Raw genomic sequence first — 18,596 nt, forward strand, 5'->3', positions numbered from 1 at the left:
TACCCGGCGGTACCGGGCCCAGTCCGGTCCATTTCCCGGCATCCGACCCGGTTCGCCCGACAGGGCGGCACCTGGCCGAGTCCGGCCCCGACCCCGTCCACCCGGCGGCGCCCGGTCCGACCCGCCCCCGCCGTCGCGTCGGCCGGGCCGACCGCCCCCGGCCCCGGCGGTCCCGGAGGCCTCACCGTTACCCTGCCTTCCATGAGCAGTGCGGAGCAGACCCCCGTCAGCAGCGGTACGGAGCAGACCCCCCGTCCCACCCGTCTCGCCGCCGCGGCGGCCGTGGCCGGCATCGAGGCGCTCGGACTCGTCGCCGGGGGTGTGTACATGCTGGTGGACGCCCTGACCGGAACGTCCGGCGACCTCACCGGTGCGGTGACGGGCGCCGTGACGCTCGTCGTGCTCGGCCTGATCCCGCTGGCCGCCGCCCGCGGCCTGTGGCTGCGCCGCTCCTGGAGCCGAGGCCCGGCCGTCGTCATGCAGATCCTGGCCCTGCCGGTCGCCTGGCAGATGCTCCAGGCGAACAGCGCGATGATCCCGGCGGGCGCCGTCCTCGGCGTCCTGGCCGTCACCGGGCTCGTCCTCCTCGTGAACCCGGCCACGACCGCGGCGCTCGGCATCCGGCGCCCCGGCCAGGACACCCCGTGAACGTCGTTCTGCGAAACAGGCGGAGCCGGGTCCTACTCCTCCACCAGGAGCTTCTCCCGCAGCTGGGCGAGCGTCCGGGCGAGCAGCCGGGAGACGTGCATCTGCGAGATGCCCACCTCCTGCGCGATCTGCGACTGGGTCATGTTCCCGAAGAAGCGAAGCAGCAGGATCCGCTTCTCCCGGGGCGGCAGGTCCTCCAGGAGCGGCTTGAGCGACTCGCGGTACTCGACCCCCTCCAGGGCCTCGTCCTCCGCGCCCAGCGTGTCCGCCACCGCCGGCGACTCGTCGTCGGTGTCCGGGACGTCCAGGGAGAGCGTCGAGTAGGCGTTCGCCGACTCCAGGCCCTCCAGGACCTCCTCCTCCGAGATCCCTAGCCGCTCGGCCAGCTCGTGCACGGTCGGGGAGCGGCCGTGCTGCTGGGAGAGTTCCGCCGTCGCCGTGGTCAGCGAGAGCCGCAGCTCCTGGAGCCGGCGGGGCACCCGCACCGCCCAGCCCTTGTCCCGGAAGTGGCGCTTGATCTCGCCGACGACCGTGGGGGTCGCGTACGTCGAGAACTCGACCCCGCGCTCCGGGTCGAACCGGTCCACCGACTTGATCAGGCCGATCGTCGCCACCTGCGTCAGGTCGTCCAGCGGCTCGCCGCGGTTGCGGAAGCGCCGGGCCAGGTGCTCCACCAGTGGCAGGTGCATCCGCACCAGCCGGTTGCGCAGCTCCGCCTTCTCGGGGGAGCCCTCCGGCAGCTCGCGCAGCTCGACGAAGAGGGCGCGGGCGCCGTTCCGGTCGTGCGGGACCGGGACGGGGAGAGGCTCCGGCGCCTCGTCGGCACCGTCGCCGCCCCGGACCCCGGCCTCGGCCTGGTCACCGGCCTCGGCCTTGCCCTCGTCCCCGCCCTTGTCCTCGCCTTCAGTCCCGGTCCCGGTCCCGGCCTCGGACCCGCCCCCGGCTCCGGCCTTTCCGGACCCGTCGACCCGGTCGATCCCGCCGGCCCCGTCGGCATCGGGCCTCCGGACCCCGGGAGGCCGGGCGGGGCCCTCGGGGGCGCCCGGGGTCCCGCCGCCCTCGTGCTGCTGCTCGTGCTCGCTCATCTGGTCCGCCCGCTCCGTAGCGACCTCATGCGGCCGCGCCTTCTGCCCGGGGATGCCGGCCGTCGCGTCCCCGCTCCTCACGCCGGGCCTGGCCCCGCGCCGCGCTGTTTGTACAGGCTGATCGAGACCGTGCGGTCGTCGGCCACCGACGACTCCACCTTCCCGGCCAGCGCCGACAGCACCGTCCAGGCGAAGGTGTCCCGTTCGGGAGCGCGGCCGTCCGTCGTCGGAGCGGAGACCGTCACGTCCAGCGAGTCGTCGACCAGCCGGAAGACACAGCTGAGGACGGACCCCGGTACGGCCTGCTGGAGCAGGATGGCGCAGGCCTCGTCGACCGCGATCCGCAAGTCCTCGATCTCGTCGAGGGTGAAGTCCAAGCGCGCCGCGAGGCCGGCCGTGGCCGTACGCAGCACGGACAGATAGGCACCCGCAGCGGGCAGCCGGACTTCCACGAAGTCCTGGGTCCCGGGCTCGCCTGCGATCTGGGACACCCTCACCTCCAAGGTGGCACAAACTCGTTCGGGGCCCGGGGGAGAGGCCCCCGAACCGGGCGGTACGCAGGGAACTGCGCAGTCCGCCGTGACGCTATCGCGATCCTTCCCGCCGTGTCGCCGTGCGTTCCCCGACCCCTCGTCACGGCCCGTCACCCATGGTAGGCCCATGGATGCGGACGGTGGACGGAGGCCTGTGGACAACGGAACCGAGCGACCGGCGGAGGGGTGACGTACCCAAGCGGGAGCCCGTCGAACCGCGCGCCGTGGAACCGTCAGACGATCGCACCGTCCACGAAGCACCAGCGCCACCGCTCGCCCGGCTCGAAGGTCCGCATCACCGGGTGCCCGGTCGAGGAGAAGTGCGCCGTCGCGTGGCGTCCCGCCGAGGAGTCGCAGCAGCCCACGTGCCCGCAGGTCAGGCAGAGCCGCAGCTGGACCGGATGCGTACCGTCCGCCAGGCACTCGGGACAGGTGTCGGCCAGCGGCGCCGGTTCGGGGCGCGGCATTTCGGCAAGGTGCGGGCACTCGCTCATGATGGCCAGGTTACGTTGCGGTACGGGACGAGAGGGTGGGCGGACGGCATGGACGCGCTGCAACTGGTGGGGCTGGTGGCGGCGAGCGCCGCGATCGCGGGCGCGGCCCGCCGGACACCGGTGCCCGCCCCGCTGCTCCTGGTCGCCGCCGGCCTCGTCGCCTCGTACGTCCCGGGCGTCCCCGACTACACGCTCGACCCGCACATCGTGCTGCCGCTGATCCTGCCCCCGCTCCTCTACACGGCCGCCGTCGACTCCTCCTACCTCGACCTGCGGGCCAACGCCCGGCCCGTCGCCCTGCTCTCCGTCGGGTACGTCCTCTTCGCCACCGTGGCCGTCGGCTGGCTCGCGTACGTCCTCGTGCCCGACCTGCCGCTCACCGCAGCCCTCGTGCTCGGCGCGGTGATCGCCCCGCCGGACGCGGTCGCCGCCACCGCCATCGCCCGCAGACTGGGCCTGCCGAACCGGATCACCACGATCCTCCAGGGCGAGTCCCTGGTGAACGACGCGACCGCGATCACCGCCTACAAGGTCGCCCTCGCGGCGGCCGTCGGGGAGGGCGTCAGCTGGGCCGGCGGGGTGGGCGAGTTCGCGCTCGCGGCCGTCGGAGGCATCGGCGTCGGCCTGGTCCTCATGGTCCCCATCCACTGGCTCCGCCTCCACCTGCGGGACTCCCTGCTCCAGAACACCCTCTCCCTCCTCATCCCCTTCGTCGCCTACGCGGCCGCCGAGGAGGTCGGCGCCTCCGGGGTCCTCGCCGTCGTCGTGGTCGGCCTCTTCCTCGGTCACCGCGCCTGGCAGGTCGACTTCGCGACGCGGCTCCAGGAGGAGGCAGTCCGGAAGATGGTCGCCTTCGTCCTGGAGTCCGCCGTCTTCGCCCTGATCGGCCTCCAGCTCCCGTACGTCGTCCAGGGTCTCGGCCGGTACGGCGTCGGCGAGGCGGCCGGGTACGCGGTCGGCGTCTTCGTCGCCGTCGTCCTCGTCCGCTTCGTCTGGGTCTACCCGGCGACCTTCCTGCCCCGGTGGCTCTCCGCCCGCGTCCGGGAGCGGGAGCCGGGGGTGGACTGGAAGGCACCGCTCGTCGTCGGCTGGGCCGGCATGCGCGGAGTGGTCTCGCTCGCCATCGCCTTCTCCATCCCCGTCGTCGCCGACGGCGAGGAGTTCCCGGCCCGCAACCTCGTCCTCTTCCTCACCTTCACCACCGTGATCGGCACCCTGGTGGTGCAGGGGCTCACCCTGCCGCCCCTCATCCGGCTCCTGAAGCTCCCCGGGCGCGACCGGTACGCCGAGACGCTGGCCGAGGCACAGGCGCAGAGCGAGGCCTCGCGGGCCGCCGAGGAACACCTCGACGCGCTCCTCGCGGACGAGCGCAACGCCCTGCCGCAGCCCCTCGCCGACCGGCTGCGCACCGTCCTCGAACGGCGCCGCAACGCGGTCTGGGAGCGGCTCGGCTCGGTCAACGAGACCACCGGGGAGACCGCCGACGACACCTACCGGCGCCTCTCGCGGGAGATGATCGACGCCGAGCGGGAGGTCTTCGTGCGGCTCCGCGACGCGCGCCGGATCGACGACGAGATGATGCGCGCCCTGCTCCGCCGCCTCGACCTGGAGGAGGCGGCCGCCTACCGCGAGGAGACGGACGGCTGAACCCCGTCCGGGGCGCCCGTGACCACCGCCGCGATCCGGGTGCCCGCGGGGAACGCGCCCTCCTCCGCCAGGGTCACGAGCCCATGCAGCATTTTGGCCACATACAGTCGCTCGATGGCGAGTTCATGCCGTTCTTCGAAATCCCGTGTGAACGCCTCCAGAGCCGGGGACACGCGCGCGTAGCCCCCGCCGTGGAAGCGCTCGTCCAGGGACCAGTCGCCGCGCGGGCCGCCGAACGCCGCCTCCTGGAGGGCACGGACCTCCCCGCCCAGGAAGCCCCCCTTGAGGACCGGGAAGCCGAGGGCCCGCTGCCCGGGGGCGAGACCGGCCGCGAGACCGGCCAGGGTGCCGCCCGTGCCGCAGGCCACGGCGACCGCGTCCGCCGTCCCCGCGAGCTCCCGGCCCAGCTCCGCGCAGCCGTGCGCGGCGAGCGCGTTGCTGCCGCCCTCCGGGACGACGTACGCGCCCGCGGGGGCGCGCTCCAGGAGCGCCGCGAGGACGGCGGGGTCGTCCTTCGCGCGGTACGTGGCCCGGTCCACGAACTCCAGACGCATCCCGTCCGCCGCGCACCGCGCCAGGGAGGGGTTGAGCGGGCGTCCGGCCAGCTCGTCGCCCCGGACCACCCCGACCGTGGGGAAGCCGAGCAGCCGGCCGGCCGCGGCCGTCGCCCGCAGGTGGTTGGAGTACGCCCCGCCGAAGGTGAGCACGGGCCGCCCGGCCGCCGCCTCCAGGTTGAGCGCGAGCTTGCGCCACTTGTTGCCCGGCAGGTCGGGGTGGATGAGGTCCTCGCGCTTCAGGAGCAGGGCGAGGCCGCGCCGGGCGAAACGTTCGTCCTCCACCGGCTCCAGGGGCGAGGGGAGCCGGGGCCGCAGCCGGGAGAGGTCGAACGCGTTCACCCGGCCATTGTGTCGCCCCGGCCCTCCGCCCCCGCCGCCCGGCCCCGTCCGCCCCGGCTACCGCGTCACCGCATCCGCTCGGCGATCCGCTCCCGCATGGAGGCCATCGTGAAGCCTCTGGGATCCGACTTCCCCGGTTGCCACTCCAGGTGGCCGATGACCGACCGGTGCGTCCAGCCGTGCACCCGGCACACAGCCGCGGCCGCCTTCGCGACGGCCTCCAGCTGGACTTTCGGCCACGGGTCCACGCCGTCCCCGAGGTTCTCGCACTCGAAGCCGTAGAAGTGCCGGTTGCCGTCCGTGGTGGCCTCGTTGTCGGGCGGCAGACCCCGTTCGGCGATGACCGCCCGGAGCACCTCGTCGTCGCCGAGCCCGGCGTGGTTGGCGCGCCCGTAGCCGACGAGGTGGACCCTGCCGTCCTTGGCGATCACGCCGTGGCAGAGCGGCCCCGGCAGGCCCGCGTAGCCGTCCCGGCAGATGCGGACGGTGCCGGCGGTGCCCCGGGTCACGGTGTGGTGGATCATCACGCCGTGCACCGGGCCCCAGGGGCCCTTGTGGTTGCGGTTGTGGGTGGACCAGTCGCCGACCTGGACGACCGTGAGGCCCTCGTCGCGCAGCGCGGTGAGGAACCTGTTCGCGGACATGGGGGCAGCCATGACGACTCCTTCCGGGGGACGGGATGGACCTCCGGAGTACCGGAGCGCGTCGCTCCGCCGCCATCCGTTCGGACCGTGTGCGAGCGGATCCGGACAGGAGGGCGCCGGGGCTCGACCGTGCGGCTGGAAAACCGGTGACATGCCTCGAAGATCTTCGAACAGTCCCACTCGATTGTGTAATGGCGCCGACACGCTGCGTACTGAAAGGCTTCTCACGCAACTCAGTCATACGAGAGGGAGTTCCATGTCCGTAGGTTCGGTTGGCGACGAGGTCCGCGCGGAGCAGCAGGCGCCGCAGCAGAGTCTCGGCACCGCCGCCGCGCGGAACCTCGCCACGACCACCAAGTCGGCCCCGCAGATGCAGGAGATCACCTCCCGGTGGCTGCTGCGCGCGCTGCCGTGGGTCCAGGTGCAGGGCGGCACGTACCGGGTGAACCGGAGGCTCAGCTACTCCGTGGGGGACGGGCGCGTCACCTTCGTCCAGACGGGCCAGCACGTCGCGGTGATCCCCGCCGAACTCGGCGAACTCCCCGCCCTGCGCGGCTACGAGGACGAGGACGCGCTGTCCGAGCTCGCGTCCCGCTGCACCCAGCGGGAGTACGCGGCGGGCGAGATCCTCGCCGTCGCGGGCACCCCCACCGACCGGGTGTACCTCCTCGCCCACGGCCGGATCGAGCAGATCGGCGAGGGACCGTACGGCGACGAGGCCGTCCTCGGCGTCCTCGCCGACGGCGCCTACCTCGGCGACTCCTCCCTGATCCGCGAGGACGCCACCTGGGAGTGGACCGCCAGGGCCGCCACCGCCTGCACGGTCCTGGAGCTCACCCGGGCCGACGTGCGGAACCTCGCGGACCGGGCCGGCTCGCTCGCCACCCACCTCGCGACCGTCGCCGCCCTGCCCGAGCAGCGCACCAACAAGTACGGCGAGGCCGCCATCGACCTCTCCGCCGGCCACGTCGGCGAGGCCGTCGTACCGCACACGTACGTCGACTACGACGCCTCGCCCCGCGAGTACGAACTGAGCGTCGCCCAGACGGTCCTGAAGGTCCACAGCCGCGTCGCCGACCTCTACAACCAGCCGATGAACCAGACCGAGCAGCAGTTGCGGCTCACGGTCGAGGCGCTCCGCGAGCGCCAGGAGCACGAGCTCGTCAACAACAAGGAGTTCGGCCTCCTCTCCAACTGCGACTACGAGCAGCGGATCCAGCCCCACGACGGCGTTCCCGGCCCGGACGACATGGACGAGCTGCTCTCCCGCCGCCGGGGCTCCAAGCTCTTCCTCGCCCACCCGCGCGCCATCGCCGCCTTCGGCCGCGAGCTCAACAAGCGCGGTCTGGTGCCCGAGACCATCGACGTCAACGGCAACCGCATCCCGACCTGGCGCGGCGTGCCGATCTACCCGTGCAACAAGATCCCGGTCTCGGACGCCCGCACCACCTCGATCATCTGCATGCGCACCGGCGAGGCCGACCAGGGCGTGATCGGCCTGCACCAGACCGGCATCCCCGACGAGATCGAGCCCAGCCTCTCCGTGCGCTTCATGGGCATCGACGAGCAGGCGATCATCTCCTACCTGGTCACCGCCTACTACTCGGCGGCGGTCCTCGTCCCGGACGCGCTCGGCGTCCTGGAGAACGTCGAGGTCAGCCGCTGGCGCTGAGTCCGCGACGCCCGGGGGCGGGGGAGTGGACCCTCCCGCCCCCGGGCGTCCCCGGCCCGCCGCGGCGGACCACCGCCGCACAGGACGCGAAGGAAGTGACCGTGACCATGACCAGCGCGGACGCCGCCACCGGCGGCCAGGGGGCCGCGGCGCTCCTGGACCGGACGCGGACGGCCGTCCAGCCCCAGCTCCGCTCGACCGTCGAGACCCTGCCCGGTTCCATACGCCGGGTGGCGATGTACCACTTCGGCTGGGAGCACGCCGACGGCTCCCCGGCCGCCGGGCAGGCGGGCAAGGCCGTCCGCCCCGCCCTCGTCCTCGCCGCGGCCCGCGCGCTCGGCGCCGAGGAGGCCCGCGCCGTGAAGGCCGCGGCCGCGGTGGAGCTCGCGCACAACTTCACCCTGCTCCACGACGACATCGTCGACGGGGACCCGACCCGGCGCCACCGGCCCACCGCCTGGAAGGTCTTCGGCGTCCCGGACGCGCTGATGGCGGGCGACGCGATGAGCGCGCTCGCCCTGCGGCTGCTCGCCGAGGACCCGCACCCCGCGTCGGCGGCCGCCTCCGCGCGTCTCGCCGCCTGCGTCATCGAGCTCTGCGCGGGACAGCAGGCGGACTGCGCCTTCGAGCGGCGCGGCCCGCGCGAGGTCTCCCTCGACGAGTGCACGGCCATGGCGACCGCCAAGACCGGCGCGCTGCTCGGCTGCGCCTGCGCCCTCGGCGCGCTCTACGCGGGCGCGGGCGGGGAAGAGGTCGCGGCGATGGACGCCTTCGGCCGGGAGGCGGGCCTCGCCTTCCAGCTGATCGACGACCTCATCGGCATCTGGGGGGACCCGGAGCGCACGGGCAAGCCGGCCGGGGCCGACCTGGCCGCCCGCAAGAAGTCGCTGCCCGTGGTGGCGGCGCTCACCTCCGGGACCCCGGCGGGGGAGGAGCTGGCCGAGCTGTACTCCCGTCCGGCCCTCGACGCGGCGGGGGTGCGGGCGGCGGCGGACGCGGTGGAGCGGGCCGGCGGGCGCGACTGGGCGCAGGCCCAGGCGGCCGAGCGCATGGGCCGTGCCGTCGAGTACCTGGCGCGGGCGGTCCCGGACCCGGTGGCCGCGGGGGACCTGCTCGCCCTGGCGGAGTTCGTCACCCGGCGCACGCGCTGAGCCCCGCTCCGGCGCAGGGGCCTCCGGCTCCGGAGGGGGTCAGACCTCGGGGACGACGCGGTTGACCACGGTCTCGATCAGGTCGTCCAGGTCCCGCTCGCCGTGGAGGCCGGGGACGGTGAAGTGGTCGAGCAGCAGCCCGGTGAGGGCGAAGTAGAGCAGCCGGACCGTGTCCGCGTCCCCGGGCATCCCGGAGTCCAGGTGCAGCCGGACGTTCTCGTCCAGGTCGGAGCGGAGCACCCTGGTGAGCTGCGTCCGCAGCTCCGGGCGGCGCACGGCCTCCAGGCGCAGTTCGAAGAGCCCCAGGTAGCAGGTGCGCTCGGCCGCCATGCGCCGGGCGAGCCGGCGCATCAGCTCGACCATCAGCTCCCTGCTGGGCGCGGGCCGCATGGCGGTGCCGATGGCGCCGGGCTCCGGGGTGAGCCGTACGAAGATCCGGTCGCCGACCTGGGAGAGCAGCTGGTCCCGGTCGGTGAAGTAGTTGGACGAGGTGCCCGTGGGGACCCCGGCCCGGGCGTCGACCGCCCGGAAGGTCAGACCGCGGGCGCCTTCGTCCGCCAGTACCTCGATCGCCGCGTCGAGCAGGGCCGTACGGCGTTCCGGGTTTCTCGCCACGTGGGGCTCCCTCCGTGCTGAGCGCGTTCGCCCCGACGACAGGGCTTGCGCAACCACTACAGGTGAAGCACTATAACTGTCGTGGTTGCGGAAGCGGCCACGTCCGAGCCCCCGAAGGAAGAGGACCGGTTTGCGCAAGCTCACCTACTACATCGCCTGCACCATCGACGGCTTCATCGGCGACCCCGAGGGCGACGCCACCTCCATGTTCAAGTACACCGACGGGGAGTACGCCCGGTGGATGGGGGCCGAGTACCCGGAGACGATCCCCACGCAGGGCCGGGAGCATTTCGGCATCGACGGCCCCAACAAGCACTTCGACACCGTGATCCAGGGGGCGGGGTCGTACCGGCTCGCCCTGGACATCGGGGTCACCAGCCCCTACAACCACCTGCGCGAACTCGTCGCCACCCGCTCCCTGGCCGAGTCGCCCCATCCGAACGTCGAGCTGATCTCCGACGACCTCGTCGGCCGCGTCCGCGCACTCAAGGCCGAGGACGGCCCGCTGGACATCTGGCTCTGCGGCGGCTCCACCGTCGCCGGCGAACTCGTCGACGAGATCGACGAACTGATCATCAAGACCTACCCGCAGGTGTACGGCACCGGCATGCCGATGTTCGGCGCCGGTTTCGAACCCCGGGACTTCGAGCTGGAGGACGTCCGCGCCTTCGACAACGGCGTGCTCGTCCGCCGGTACTCCAGGAAGCGGTAGCGCCCGCGTACGGAGGCGTGCGTGGCCGCGGCGTCCTACCCTGGAGGCATGGGTGACGAGGCGTCCCGCACGACACGGGACCCGCTGGCCGAGCGCCCCTGCCCGGCCTGCGGCGGACCGCGAGCCGTACTGGCCACCCGGCACAAGGTCCTCGGGGCCTGGGTGCCGGAGTGGGAGGTGCAGCCCTGCCGCGATCCGGAGTGTCCGCTCCACGAGGAGCGCGGGGCGACCGGGGAGGACGGGGCGACCGGGGAGGGCGAGGGCCGCGCGGGCGCGGAAGCCGCGACACCGCACGCGACCGGCAAGGACGGCGAGATCGGGAGAAGTCCGGCTCCTGGGTGACCGGACGCGCGGGGGAGCCGGTCGTGCCGCTACAGTCCGCGCATGTCATCGGAGTCGACAGAAGTCTGGACCGGCTGGTACCGGGACCGCAGCGGCGCGGAAGCGATCGTCATCACGGCCGACGGGCGCCGCGTCGCCGCCCGGATCAGGGGGACCGAGTACGCGGGCGAGGGCTTCGCCGCACTCGCCGCCGCCGACGGCCGGATCCTCACCGGATGCGTCCTGGAGTGGGACCTTCCGCTCCCCGTCGTCGTGGACGGCGCCTCCCAGCGGGCCACGCTGAGCTGTCTGCTGACGCTCGGCGAGCGGCCCGACCTCAGCCTGACGCTGCACTACGGCGGCGCCGCCTTCGAGGCGTGCGTCGCGGGTGGCGACTTCGAGGGGGCCCTCGACCGGGTCCGGCGCCAGCTGCCGCCCGGCACGGACTTCGGCCGCGGCCTCCTCCAGCCGGCCTGACGGGCCGGAGGCCCCGGGGCGGGACCCCGGGGAACGAGGACGGCGGCGCCCGGGGAGGGACGCCGCCGCCGTATCCGTACCCGCCTCGTCAGCTCTTGAAGGCCGAGGCGAGGCCGTAGCGCCACAACTGGTCGACGCGCGACCGCTCCTGCGCGTTCGGCTGGGCGTTCTGGCAGGACGTGCCGGGGCCGCCGCCCGACATCAGCTCGCTGCACGGACCGCTGTAGTGGTCCGGGAGGCCGAGGACGTGCCCGGTCTCGTGGGCGGTCACCCGGGTGGAGTTGTACTGCTGGTTCTGCCGGTAGTCGAGGAAGATGTAGCCGCTGCCGTGACCGTTGGTGCTGGCGTACGAGCCGCGGGAGTCGTTGCCCTCGTAGTACTGGAAGTCGGGGTTGCTGCCTTCGACGAGACGGACGTTCACCACCGAGCTGTTCCATATCTGGGTCGAGCGGGCGATCTGGGTGCGGAAGGTCGGCGCGTTGGCGGCGCTGTAGACGACGGTCACGGCGGTCGCGCCGGGGACGGCGGCCCGCTTCTTCGCCACCGACTTCACGACGGCCTCGAAGAAGGCCTGGTTGGCCTTGGCCTCCTCGGCCGAACCGGCGTACGCCACGGCGGCGTTGCCGGCGGACACGGCCCGGTCGTCGGGCGCGGCGGCGGCCGGGGCCGTGCCGAGGGAGGCGGCGAGGCCGACGCCGAGGACGGAGGTCAACGCGGAGGTGAGGACCTTGGGACGACGCATGGGGGGCTCCTCCTGGTGTGGGGTTGGGGAGAGTCTGGAGGGAGCCGGGACGCGCGGGGATGATGTCAACCGCCGATAGCCCCGCCGCATCACCCCTCTCCGCCCCGCCAACGACCTTGGAATGAAAGGCGATCGAGGGGTTCCGGGTATCTGGTGCGTCTCAGGGAGCCGCCCTACCCTCGGGGCATGGAGCTGGAGGTGAGACATCTGCGCGCGCTCTGCGCCATCGCGGACGCGGGCAGCCTGCACAAGGCGGCACGGCAACTGGGCATGAGCCAGCCCTCGTTGACCACTCAGCTGCGCCGGATCGAGAACTCCCTGGGCGCCGAGCTCTTCTCGCGCGGCCGCACCGGCTGCCGCCCCACCCCGCTCGGCCGCTCGCTGCTCAACCGGGCCCGCCCCCTGGTCGCGGACATGGCCGCGCTCGTCACCGAGACCCGGGCCGCGGCCGCCCGCGCCGGCGGCCCCGGGCTCCGCGTCGGCTCCACCGCCAGCCGGGCGCTCCCGGGCTGGCTGCGCCGGCTCCGCCAGCGGCTGCCCGGCACCGAGGTCGGCCTGCGGGTGGACGTCTCCGCCCACGCGCTGCTCCGCATGGTCGCCGCCGGCCAGCTCGACGTGGCCTTCGTGCACGAGGTGGAGGGCTGTCCCCTACGGGTCCCCGAGGGCCTCACGGGCCGGGTCCTGGTCGCCCGCGAACCCCAGTTCGTCTCCATGGCCCGCGACCACCCGGCCGCCGCCCGGCCCGTCGTGGACCTCGCCGACCTCGCCGACGACCACTGGATGGTCGACCCGACCGTGGACGGCGAGTGGGACGGCCTGCGCCGGGTCCTGCACGCCGCCGGCATCGACCCGCCGCTGCTGCACGGCGACTACCACACGGCCGCCTCGCTCATCGCCCTCGGCGAGGCCGTCGCCCCCTGCCAGCCGACCTCGGGCCCGCGCGAGGACATGGCCGTCCGCCCCCTGCGCGGCGACCCCCTGGCCGTCCGCCTCCTGCTGTACGCCCGCCCGGGCGTCCCCCTGGACACCCTGTACGCGGAACTCGCCGCCGCCTACCGCGAGGCGGCCCTGCGCGCGGCCCCGTACCGCGAGTGGTTACGGGGCCAGGGGACGGCGGCGGACCTGTCGGTGGGCCCGTGCCTGACGGCGGTGTGAGCGACGGGACCCGGAACGCCCGAAGGGGCACGACCGGCGAACGGTCGTGCCCCTTCGGAGCGGGGACGGAAGGTCAGGCCTTCTTGGTCTCCTAGTAATGGGCTGGGTCGGTGACCTGCGGGGATCTTCCCTGTGGGGCGCTGACCTGGCCTTTTGCTGATGGCTGGCGATGGGGTGCGACGGTCTTGATCGGGCGTCCTGCGGACTGTGTGCGGACTGCGCGGGCCCGAGCGAGGCCGCCACTGCGTTCCGCATGGCCCATCGGCGGGGAAGCCCTCCGTCGCCTACCGGTCTACCGTCCGGTGTTCCCCCCAGCGCAGCCCGATGCAGGAGACGGATTTGACGGGCCCTGCCCGGCGGCTTCCATCACGAGCTCGGCGGTTTGCTCGCGGATGGTGAAATCAACCAGGAGGCGCTTACGGTCCCGTCCGGTTCCCAACCGTATCCTTCTAGTTGTTCTGCCTCCTTATGGCGGCCCAAAGAGTTCAGTACACGTGCTGCACAACCAATTCGTTCGCGCGATGTGTCGATGGTGCTGATTGATCGAAGCCATGTGAGAACTTCGGACGTCTGATTGGTGCGCAGCTGGAGCGTCACGGCCCTGGAGGCCCCGCCTTCTTTGCCGTTTTCTGCGCTCTGCTTGAACCAGGAAAGCGCTTCTTTGGAACGCTCTTTTCTTTCTAGGAGGCAGGCCACATCAAATTGGGCTCGCGATACTCCAATGATTGCTAGTGGAAGCAGTAGTTCAATTGCCTCATCGTCCTTATGCTCTTGATGTAGGAGCTCCGCGAGCTCGCAGGTCACCCGAGGGTTCCCTGCTGAATGAGCATGTAGGAAGTCGATGGCTGTGGAACCCCGCCCCAGGGCGCGCATTAGTTCAGAGTATTCTTTAGATGCCGATTCATTGCCGTTTTCGATCATCTCCTCCAATAGTGCCGCACACTCATCTCCGCGTTGATCTCTGAGCATAATCCGCTTCAGTGCTAGAGGGGCTAGGTGTGCCCCCACGCCGTTTGTTCGCCCCAACTCCTTGAGATATTCGAGTGCGGATTCCATCCCGCCAGATGCTAGCCTTTCGTTTATTAGCTCGTACATGGAGTAGAAGTTTCCCTTGCGTGCGGATTCCTCGAGTACTTTCAGGCCCTTTGCTGGCCGCCCATAGGTGATGAGGAGTCTACCCAGTTCGTGTGCGGGGCTATTCTTTTCGCACCAGGCCAGGACTGATTCGTCGGAGGTATGGTGCCCGACTTCGTCTAGCGCTTGCTGAAACCACTCGTCAGGATCTCCGTCGTACTCCCACTCCGTCATGTAATTTTTGCAGTCGCTGAGCGCGAAGATGTCGCCATCACGGGCCGCGCGCATCCAGTACCGTTTGGCGGATTCCCAGTCTGCTTCCTCGCGGGAAACCAAAGTCTGTGCGGCAAATTTGAGTGCATGGCTGGCTCCGAGAGAGTACGCTTTTTCGTGCCATTCGACGGCTTCCTGTGCCCTATCTCTAATTGCAAAGAAGTCGGCGATCTCGAGAGCTGCATCACTGCTTCCGGCGTCAGCCGACTTTTTGTAGAATTCGACGGCTGTTCGGTAGAAGCAATGAGATTCCGCCGATCTTCCGATTCCCAAGGCTTCGGTCGGGGATGCGTGGTGCATCAAGAGGTCCCATAGTCCCGGCGGAGGTGCTGCTCGGTGCTGGTTTGCTCGCCCCAGCTGATCCAAGGGATCTGCTAGGCGATAGCGCACCGACTTCTCCGCCTTCCCTTTGTGTCGCGGCCTGATGCGTGTCAATGGACCGCGGATCCCACGTTGAGGTTTCGCCGCGTAGGCCAGGGCATCTTCCAGCCAGTCGTCGGGGAGGTGGTCGAATTGAAGGTCCGTCAGATATTCGTAAGCGGCAGCTTCGATCAGCTCCAACGGTAGGTGTTCACCAAATCCAAGGCGGCGGATATCAATCGCTGCGTCGATTACAGCCCTGGCCGGAGGTGGTGCTGTCTGGTAGCGCTGAATCAGTTCCGGCACTCCTGCCAGATACTGGGTCACCTGGAGTTGCTCCGCGTGTTCCAGAGCCTGAGCGATGCGGGCATCGCGCGCAGCAGCCTCTTTGAGGTTGTCCAAGTCGCCTGATTCGAAGGTGACCGGAACTCGCACGGAGCTCCCGTTCAGGATGTGTCGGGCATGAGGGTGTGAATCTCTGTGACCGTCAGCCGGTTCTGATGTCAACTGCTCCCAGTACTTGGGCCAGAGCGTTACCAGTATCAGGACGGGATGCCGCTCGGGCGAGTGCACGATCCGCCGAAGTGCAGCCGCTACTCGCTCGCCCTCTGCCGGATCGGCAGTGAGGAGGAAGCGCTGGGCTTCGTTCAGCCACACCACCGTGTACGGACCGATCTTCTCTAGCTCCACTGCTAGATCGCCGTGCGGGGCTGAGTCCAGCGCTTGCCAGAGACGCCAGTTTGAAGGCAGGTGCTGAATCGCCTCCCAGAGGGTTCGGGTCTTTCCTGTTGAGGACTCGCCTACAAGCGTGATGATCACGCTCTGATCCGAAAGCGTGCGATCGACCCTCTCTCGCACCTGCCGGTCATGATCGCGCACCACGTAGGTCGGCAGTGCTGGCGCATTCTTGTCTTCGGCGATGGTGATGGATTGGTGCACTTCGAGGGCATAGGGGTCGAGCTCGCTCAGGGGCTTGCCCGGCGGCTCGGCGAGCAGCGCCTTCACCCACGCTGTCCGGACGCGTTCAATCGTGTCTGTGGCGTCCCAGCGGGCCTCGCGGGCGAGGACCGCAGCGACGGAGACAACATTCGCTTGTTGTGGAGGAAATTCGCTCGAGCCGATGATCCTGTGCACGGTGTCCTTCGAAGGGGAGCCGGGGAACAGTTCATCGGGGTCGGCGGCGATCAGATCGGCGATCCGTGCCACTGGAGGAGTTCTGGCTTCCACGTAGAGGCGGTAGAGGAGCAACTTCAGTTCACGTAACGGACCTGGTGCGACTCGTGGGGGTGGAATCCGTCGCTGCCCACCGCCGCTCGACCCGCCGTACCCTCCGCTGTCTCGGCTCATCGCACCATCATCTCGCCTCTGCCTCGCCCGGGCAGGGCTTCTCCAAGACGGAACTCCCTCTGTGTACCTCGCCGTCGCAACTCATCGTGTGTCCTCTGAAGCCGCGCAGATTAGAACGCGATCGGGCAGGAGACGCCCGGCGGACACTCACTAGGAGACGTAGGTGCGTGACAAGAAGCAGGGCGAGTGCAGGGTTCGTGGCGGCCAGCAGCCGGTTCGTCCCGAACGAAGCAGTGTGCTGGATGCGGCAATCAGCGGTGCTGTGACCGCCCTTGCGAGCGGGCTCGTAGGCTTCCTCGTGGAAGCGGTGAGGGGCGTGCTGGGGTAATAAACAACCGCGAGCCCTGGGGCGGAGCTGTCCCCACTTCTAGCGGCGCTGGCCCCGAATCTCGATAGCCAGGGCGCCGAGGGCTTCCTTCTCGGGGCCGTAGATGGTGCGGATGTTGGTGAGTTGCTGGTCGCGGGTGGCGGTCGGGTTGACGTTGGACGGACCCTCGCCGTCGAGGAGGGCCTCGAAGTTGGGGTACTCGGCGACCCGGAGGACTTCGACGTCGCAGGTCTCGTCGGTGTCCTTGATGCGGAAGCGGATGGTGTCGCCGGCGGCGAGGTCCGCGAGGTGCGGGTACTTGACCCGCACCTCGATGGTCTTGGTGCCCGCAGCGACGGGTTCGAAGTACTGGCGGTAGAGGTTGAGCTCGCGGACGCGAGTGGTGCGGTCGGTCATCGGGAGGGGACGCTCCTGAGGGGGTGATTAGGGCGGCTGACCCTCGGCAGCCGAGGATGATTAGCGGAGTGCCTCTATTGCCAGCCGTCGAGCGAGACTTCCGGGCCGCCCGCGAGGTACTGCTGAAGAGCGCTTGAGGTGGTGTCCACGAAGTTCTCGGGAATGGCGTCGGCGTCGACCCAGCGGACCTGGGAGTGCTTGCGGGGTTCGCGGTTCTCGGGTTCGCCGGTCCATTCGTGGGCGGCGAACACGACCGTGAGGAAGCCGTTGGGGGCTTCGACGCCCCAGGCGCCGTGAATGATGTGGGCGACCTTGAGGGACTCGGGCTTCACGGTGAGGCCGGTCTCCTCGTAGAGCTCGCGGACTGCGGTCTCGGTGATTGGTTCACCCGGTTCGCTCTTGCCGACGGGGAGGTCCCACATGCCCTGGGCGAACTTGGCGTTTTCGCTGCGCTGGAGGAGGACGACGCGGTTGGTGGCCTTGTCGTGGACGATTACGGCGGCGACCAGCAGGGTCATGGATTCCAGGGCTGGCTTGAGAGCCTTCGGCTGGTCGTTGGTCTGCTGGGGCACGGTGTTCCCTTCGGCGGGCGGGTTGTTGGGCATGTTAGGCGAGGGCCTCGCGGGCGCGGCGTGCTAGATCGGCGGCGCCGGGGACGCAGCGGCGCTGGTAGACCGCGAGAGTAGAGCGGATCGACGTGATCGCCTTGCGGGTGCGGTCGGAGGTCATGCCCTCCATGAGGACCAGGGCCTGGGTCCAGGCGGCGACGGCCTCGTCGGCGCGGGCTTGGGCGGCGAGGCTGTCGCCGAGGTCGGCGTGGGTGAGGGCGTGGACGCGCTTGTACTTCTCGGGGTCCCAGCGGGTGAGGGCGTCCCGGTGCTGTTGTTCGGTGCCGATGTGGTCGGCGAGGTCGGTCAGGGTGCGGGCGGTGTGGCTGGCCACGGTGCCGGCGGCTGGGCCGCTTACGCGGGAATAGCTGGGCTGAGGGCCGTCGTCCCGTAGGAGGGCGTCTTCAGCGGCGAGGAGCGCTCGTGCGGCCGACGGGTTCTCGTTCGTGGCGGCGTAGGCGCGGGCATGGGTGATGTAGAGGAGGGCCTCGGTTTGGCCGTCGACGTGGCCCAGACCGCGCCGCAGGGCGCCTTCGACGAGGTCAACGCAGTGGTGGGGCTGCTTGAGGCTCAGGGCCTGGTGGGCGAGGGCGCGCATCATCCAGGCGGCGTGGCCGTGGGGATCGGCTTCGCAGGCGAGCTTGTAGCCGACCTGGTAGTAGCGCTGGGCAGCGCCTTCCTGGCCGAGGTCGTGGTGCTTCCACCCTGCGAGGTAGGCGAGTTCGGCGACGGCGCCGAAGGCGGCCCGGCGTAAGGCTTCGCTGGGGAAGCGTCCGCGCAGCATGGGGGCGGCGGTGTCGGCGAGGTACGCGGTGACGGTGGTCAGGCCGTGCCCGCCGCCAAGTCGTTCGTCGGCGGCGCTGAAGGCAGCGGTGATCTGGCGTACGACGTCCACGTCCTCTGCGCCGACCAGGGACGTGCCGGTGCGGGCACGGAGCACGCGGGTGGTGGCCTCGTGGTCGTATCCGAGCGGCATGGCGACGCCGGCGGTGGTGAAGGCCGCGATGGCGAGGAAGCGGCGGCGCTCGACGTCGGCACGACCCAGGTCGGTGACTGCGAGGACGGGGTCGGCTTCCGCTGGCGCTTCGTCATCGCTGGACTGGAGGCCGATCTCGGTCTGGGTGACCGTGCGCCCCGCTCGGCGGGACAGCGCCTCGGCCAAGTACTGGCCTACCCGGCCCGACGGGGCGCGGGTGCCGTTCACCCAGTGCGAGACGGCCGACTTGTTGGTCTGGAGGATCTCGCCGTTCTCGGCGGCGATGCGCCGCACGTCTCTGGCAAGGGCCTCGTAGGTGCAGCCGACCGCGCCGATGACGTCGCGCAGAGGGAAGTTGGGTTCTCGCTGCGCCGCCACGACCGCCTCCGCCCTGGAGCTGTAAACCGCGTATACCGCTTCAACTGCCTTCCACCGTACCCAC

The 18,596-nt window shown here is 70.8% G+C and carries 20 protein-coding genes; 9 read left to right on the forward strand and 11 right to left on the reverse strand.

What is annotated here, in order from left to right; all coding sequences use genetic code 11:
- Positions 1-201 precede the first annotated feature (201 nt).
- Positions 202-648, forward strand: a complete 447-nt coding sequence (locus ACFY7E_RS04255) for a hypothetical protein (protein ID WP_389480541.1) — start codon at positions 202-204, stop codon at positions 646-648.
- A gap of 32 nt (positions 649-680) precedes the next feature.
- On the opposite strand, the gene ACFY7E_RS04260 is transcribed toward ACFY7E_RS04255, so the two are convergent.
- The 3 genes from ACFY7E_RS04260 to ACFY7E_RS04270 form a co-directional block, all read right to left on the reverse strand.
- Positions 681-1,733, reverse strand: a complete 1,053-nt coding sequence (locus ACFY7E_RS04260) for an RNA polymerase sigma factor SigF (RefSeq protein WP_389480543.1) — start codon at positions 1,731-1,733, stop codon at positions 681-683.
- Between the two features lie 77 nt (positions 1,734-1,810).
- The gene (locus ACFY7E_RS04265; RefSeq protein ID WP_019889334.1) at positions 1,811-2,224 is read right to left on the reverse strand and encodes an anti-sigma regulatory factor; all 414 of its coding nucleotides are present in this window, start codon (positions 2,222-2,224) and stop codon (positions 1,811-1,813) included.
- Between the two features lie 275 nt (positions 2,225-2,499).
- Positions 2,500-2,760 carry a UBP-type zinc finger domain-containing protein gene (locus ACFY7E_RS04270; protein ID WP_389480545.1) on the reverse strand — a complete coding sequence of 87 codons (261 nt, stop codon included), beginning with the start codon at positions 2,758-2,760 and terminating at the stop codon, positions 2,500-2,502.
- Positions 2,761-2,808: 48 nt separating this feature from the next.
- Between ACFY7E_RS04270 and ACFY7E_RS04275 the strand changes: the two genes are divergently transcribed.
- A complete protein-coding gene (locus tag ACFY7E_RS04275) occupies positions 2,809-4,407 on the forward strand; it encodes a Na+/H+ antiporter (protein ID WP_389480547.1) in 1,599 nt (532 codons plus the stop codon).
- On the opposite strand, the gene ACFY7E_RS04280 is transcribed toward ACFY7E_RS04275, so the two are convergent.
- Both ACFY7E_RS04280 and ACFY7E_RS04285 read right to left on the reverse strand, forming a co-directional pair.
- On the reverse strand, positions 4,383-5,303 hold the full coding sequence (locus tag ACFY7E_RS04280) for a 1-aminocyclopropane-1-carboxylate deaminase/D-cysteine desulfhydrase (protein ID WP_389480549.1): 921 nt from the start codon (positions 5,301-5,303) through the stop codon (positions 4,383-4,385). The two genes, ACFY7E_RS04275 and ACFY7E_RS04280, sit on opposite strands and share 25 nt — an antisense overlap.
- Positions 5,304-5,368: 65 nt before the next feature.
- The gene (locus ACFY7E_RS04285; RefSeq protein WP_389480552.1) at positions 5,369-5,959 is read right to left on the reverse strand and encodes an N-acetylmuramoyl-L-alanine amidase; all 591 of its coding nucleotides are present in this window, start codon (positions 5,957-5,959) and stop codon (positions 5,369-5,371) included.
- A 244-nt stretch (positions 5,960-6,203) separates the two neighbouring features.
- On the opposite strand from ACFY7E_RS04285, the gene ACFY7E_RS04290 reads away from it, so the two are divergent.
- Positions 6,204-7,619 (forward strand): family 2B encapsulin nanocompartment shell protein, encoded by a 1,416-nt coding sequence (locus ACFY7E_RS04290; protein WP_389480554.1) that lies wholly within the window; start codon positions 6,204-6,206, stop codon positions 7,617-7,619.
- Positions 7,620-7,726: 107 nt separating this feature from the next.
- On the forward strand, positions 7,727-8,770 hold the full coding sequence (locus ACFY7E_RS04295; protein WP_389481044.1) for a family 2 encapsulin nanocompartment cargo protein polyprenyl transferase: 1,044 nt from the start codon (positions 7,727-7,729) through the stop codon (positions 8,768-8,770).
- Between the two features lie 39 nt (positions 8,771-8,809).
- On the opposite strand, the gene ACFY7E_RS04300 is transcribed toward ACFY7E_RS04295, so the two are convergent.
- Positions 8,810-9,385: a TetR/AcrR family transcriptional regulator gene (locus tag ACFY7E_RS04300; protein WP_389480556.1), complete on the reverse strand. Its 576-nt coding sequence runs from the start codon at positions 9,383-9,385 to the stop codon at positions 8,810-8,812.
- A 130-nt stretch (positions 9,386-9,515) separates the two neighbouring features.
- Between ACFY7E_RS04300 and ACFY7E_RS04305 the strand changes: the two genes are divergently transcribed.
- From ACFY7E_RS04305 to ACFY7E_RS04315, 3 genes are read left to right on the forward strand one after another with little or no spacing between them, the layout of a single operon-like run.
- Positions 9,516-10,097 carry a dihydrofolate reductase family protein gene (locus ACFY7E_RS04305; RefSeq protein ID WP_389480558.1) on the forward strand — a complete coding sequence of 194 codons (582 nt, stop codon included), beginning with the start codon at positions 9,516-9,518 and terminating at the stop codon, positions 10,095-10,097.
- Between the two features lie 48 nt (positions 10,098-10,145).
- Positions 10,146-10,439, forward strand: coding sequence for a hypothetical protein (locus ACFY7E_RS04310; RefSeq protein WP_389480560.1), 294 nt, complete (start codon positions 10,146-10,148; stop codon positions 10,437-10,439).
- Positions 10,440-10,481: 42 nt separating this feature from the next.
- On the forward strand, positions 10,482-10,895 hold the full coding sequence (locus ACFY7E_RS04315) for a DUF6304 family protein (protein WP_383437193.1): 414 nt from the start codon (positions 10,482-10,484) through the stop codon (positions 10,893-10,895).
- Between the two features lie 88 nt (positions 10,896-10,983).
- On the opposite strand, the gene snpA is transcribed toward ACFY7E_RS04315, so the two are convergent.
- Positions 10,984-11,637: a snapalysin gene (gene snpA / locus ACFY7E_RS04320; RefSeq protein ID WP_389480563.1), complete on the reverse strand. Its 654-nt coding sequence runs from the start codon at positions 11,635-11,637 to the stop codon at positions 10,984-10,986.
- A 186-nt stretch (positions 11,638-11,823) separates the two neighbouring features.
- Between snpA and ACFY7E_RS04325 the strand changes: the two genes are divergently transcribed.
- Positions 11,824-12,792: a LysR substrate-binding domain-containing protein gene (locus tag ACFY7E_RS04325; RefSeq protein WP_383437199.1), complete on the forward strand. Its 969-nt coding sequence runs from the start codon at positions 11,824-11,826 to the stop codon at positions 12,790-12,792.
- Between the two features lie 366 nt (positions 12,793-13,158).
- Here ACFY7E_RS04325 and ACFY7E_RS04330 read toward each other — a convergent pair whose 3' ends face one another.
- A complete protein-coding gene (locus ACFY7E_RS04330) occupies positions 13,159-15,705 on the reverse strand; it encodes a hypothetical protein (protein WP_389480565.1) in 2,547 nt (848 codons plus the stop codon).
- A gap of 304 nt (positions 15,706-16,009) precedes the next feature.
- Here ACFY7E_RS04330 and ACFY7E_RS04335 point away from each other — a divergent pair, with 304 nt between their 5' ends.
- On the forward strand, positions 16,010-16,174 hold the full coding sequence (locus ACFY7E_RS04335) for a hypothetical protein (RefSeq protein WP_389480568.1): 165 nt from the start codon (positions 16,010-16,012) through the stop codon (positions 16,172-16,174).
- 39 nt (positions 16,175-16,213) lie between these two features.
- Here the strand turns inward: ACFY7E_RS04335 and ACFY7E_RS04340 are convergent, their stop codons facing one another.
- The 3 genes from ACFY7E_RS04340 to ACFY7E_RS04350 all read right to left on the reverse strand — a co-directional run bounded on the left by ACFY7E_RS04340 (position 16,214) and on the right by ACFY7E_RS04350 (position 18,532).
- Positions 16,214-16,570 (reverse strand): ASCH domain-containing protein, encoded by a 357-nt coding sequence (locus tag ACFY7E_RS04340; protein ID WP_389480570.1) that lies wholly within the window; start codon positions 16,568-16,570, stop codon positions 16,214-16,216.
- 74 nt (positions 16,571-16,644) lie between these two features.
- Positions 16,645-17,175 carry an NUDIX domain-containing protein gene (locus tag ACFY7E_RS04345; protein WP_389480572.1) on the reverse strand — a complete coding sequence of 177 codons (531 nt, stop codon included), beginning with the start codon at positions 17,173-17,175 and terminating at the stop codon, positions 16,645-16,647.
- Position 17,176: 1 nt separating this feature from the next.
- The gene (locus ACFY7E_RS04350) at positions 17,177-18,532 is read right to left on the reverse strand and encodes a tetratricopeptide repeat protein (protein ID WP_389480574.1); all 1,356 of its coding nucleotides are present in this window, start codon (positions 18,530-18,532) and stop codon (positions 17,177-17,179) included.
- Positions 18,533-18,596: the final 64 nt, after the last annotated feature.

Origin of the sequence: Streptomyces sp. NPDC012825 (assembly GCF_042900925.1) — a bacterium.
Taxonomy (GTDB): Bacteria; Actinomycetota; Actinomycetes; order Streptomycetales; family Streptomycetaceae; genus Streptomyces.

Bases quoted from the DNA above. Each gene is read 5' to 3' on its own strand.
- ACFY7E_RS04290 (WP_389480554.1), top strand. From the start codon at position 6,204: ATGTCCGTAGGTTCGGTTGGCGACGAGGTCCGCGCGGAGCAGCAGGCG.
- ACFY7E_RS04255 (WP_389480541.1), top strand. From the start codon at position 202: ATGAGCAGTGCGGAGCAGACCCCCGTCAGCAGCGGTACGGAGCAGACC.
- snpA (WP_389480563.1), bottom strand. From the start codon at position 11,637: ATGCGTCGTCCCAAGGTCCTCACCTCCGCGTTGACCTCCGTCCTCGGC.
- ACFY7E_RS04260 (WP_389480543.1), bottom strand. From the start codon at position 1,733: ATGAGCGAGCACGAGCAGCAGCACGAGGGCGGCGGGACCCCGGGCGCC.
- ACFY7E_RS04310 (WP_389480560.1), top strand. From the start codon at position 10,146: ATGGGTGACGAGGCGTCCCGCACGACACGGGACCCGCTGGCCGAGCGC.
- ACFY7E_RS04285 (WP_389480552.1), bottom strand. From the start codon at position 5,959: ATGGCTGCCCCCATGTCCGCGAACAGGTTCCTCACCGCGCTGCGCGAC.
- ACFY7E_RS04325 (WP_383437199.1), top strand. From the start codon at position 11,824: ATGGAGCTGGAGGTGAGACATCTGCGCGCGCTCTGCGCCATCGCGGAC.
- ACFY7E_RS04315 (WP_383437193.1), top strand. From the start codon at position 10,482: ATGTCATCGGAGTCGACAGAAGTCTGGACCGGCTGGTACCGGGACCGC.
- ACFY7E_RS04340 (WP_389480570.1), bottom strand. From the start codon at position 16,570: ATGACCGACCGCACCACTCGCGTCCGCGAGCTCAACCTCTACCGCCAG.
- ACFY7E_RS04295 (WP_389481044.1), top strand. From the start codon at position 7,727: ATGACCAGCGCGGACGCCGCCACCGGCGGCCAGGGGGCCGCGGCGCTC.
- ACFY7E_RS04275 (WP_389480547.1), top strand. From the start codon at position 2,809: ATGGACGCGCTGCAACTGGTGGGGCTGGTGGCGGCGAGCGCCGCGATC.
- ACFY7E_RS04270 (WP_389480545.1), bottom strand. From the start codon at position 2,760: ATGAGCGAGTGCCCGCACCTTGCCGAAATGCCGCGCCCCGAACCGGCG.
- ACFY7E_RS04345 (WP_389480572.1), bottom strand. From the start codon at position 17,175: ATGCCCAACAACCCGCCCGCCGAAGGGAACACCGTGCCCCAGCAGACC.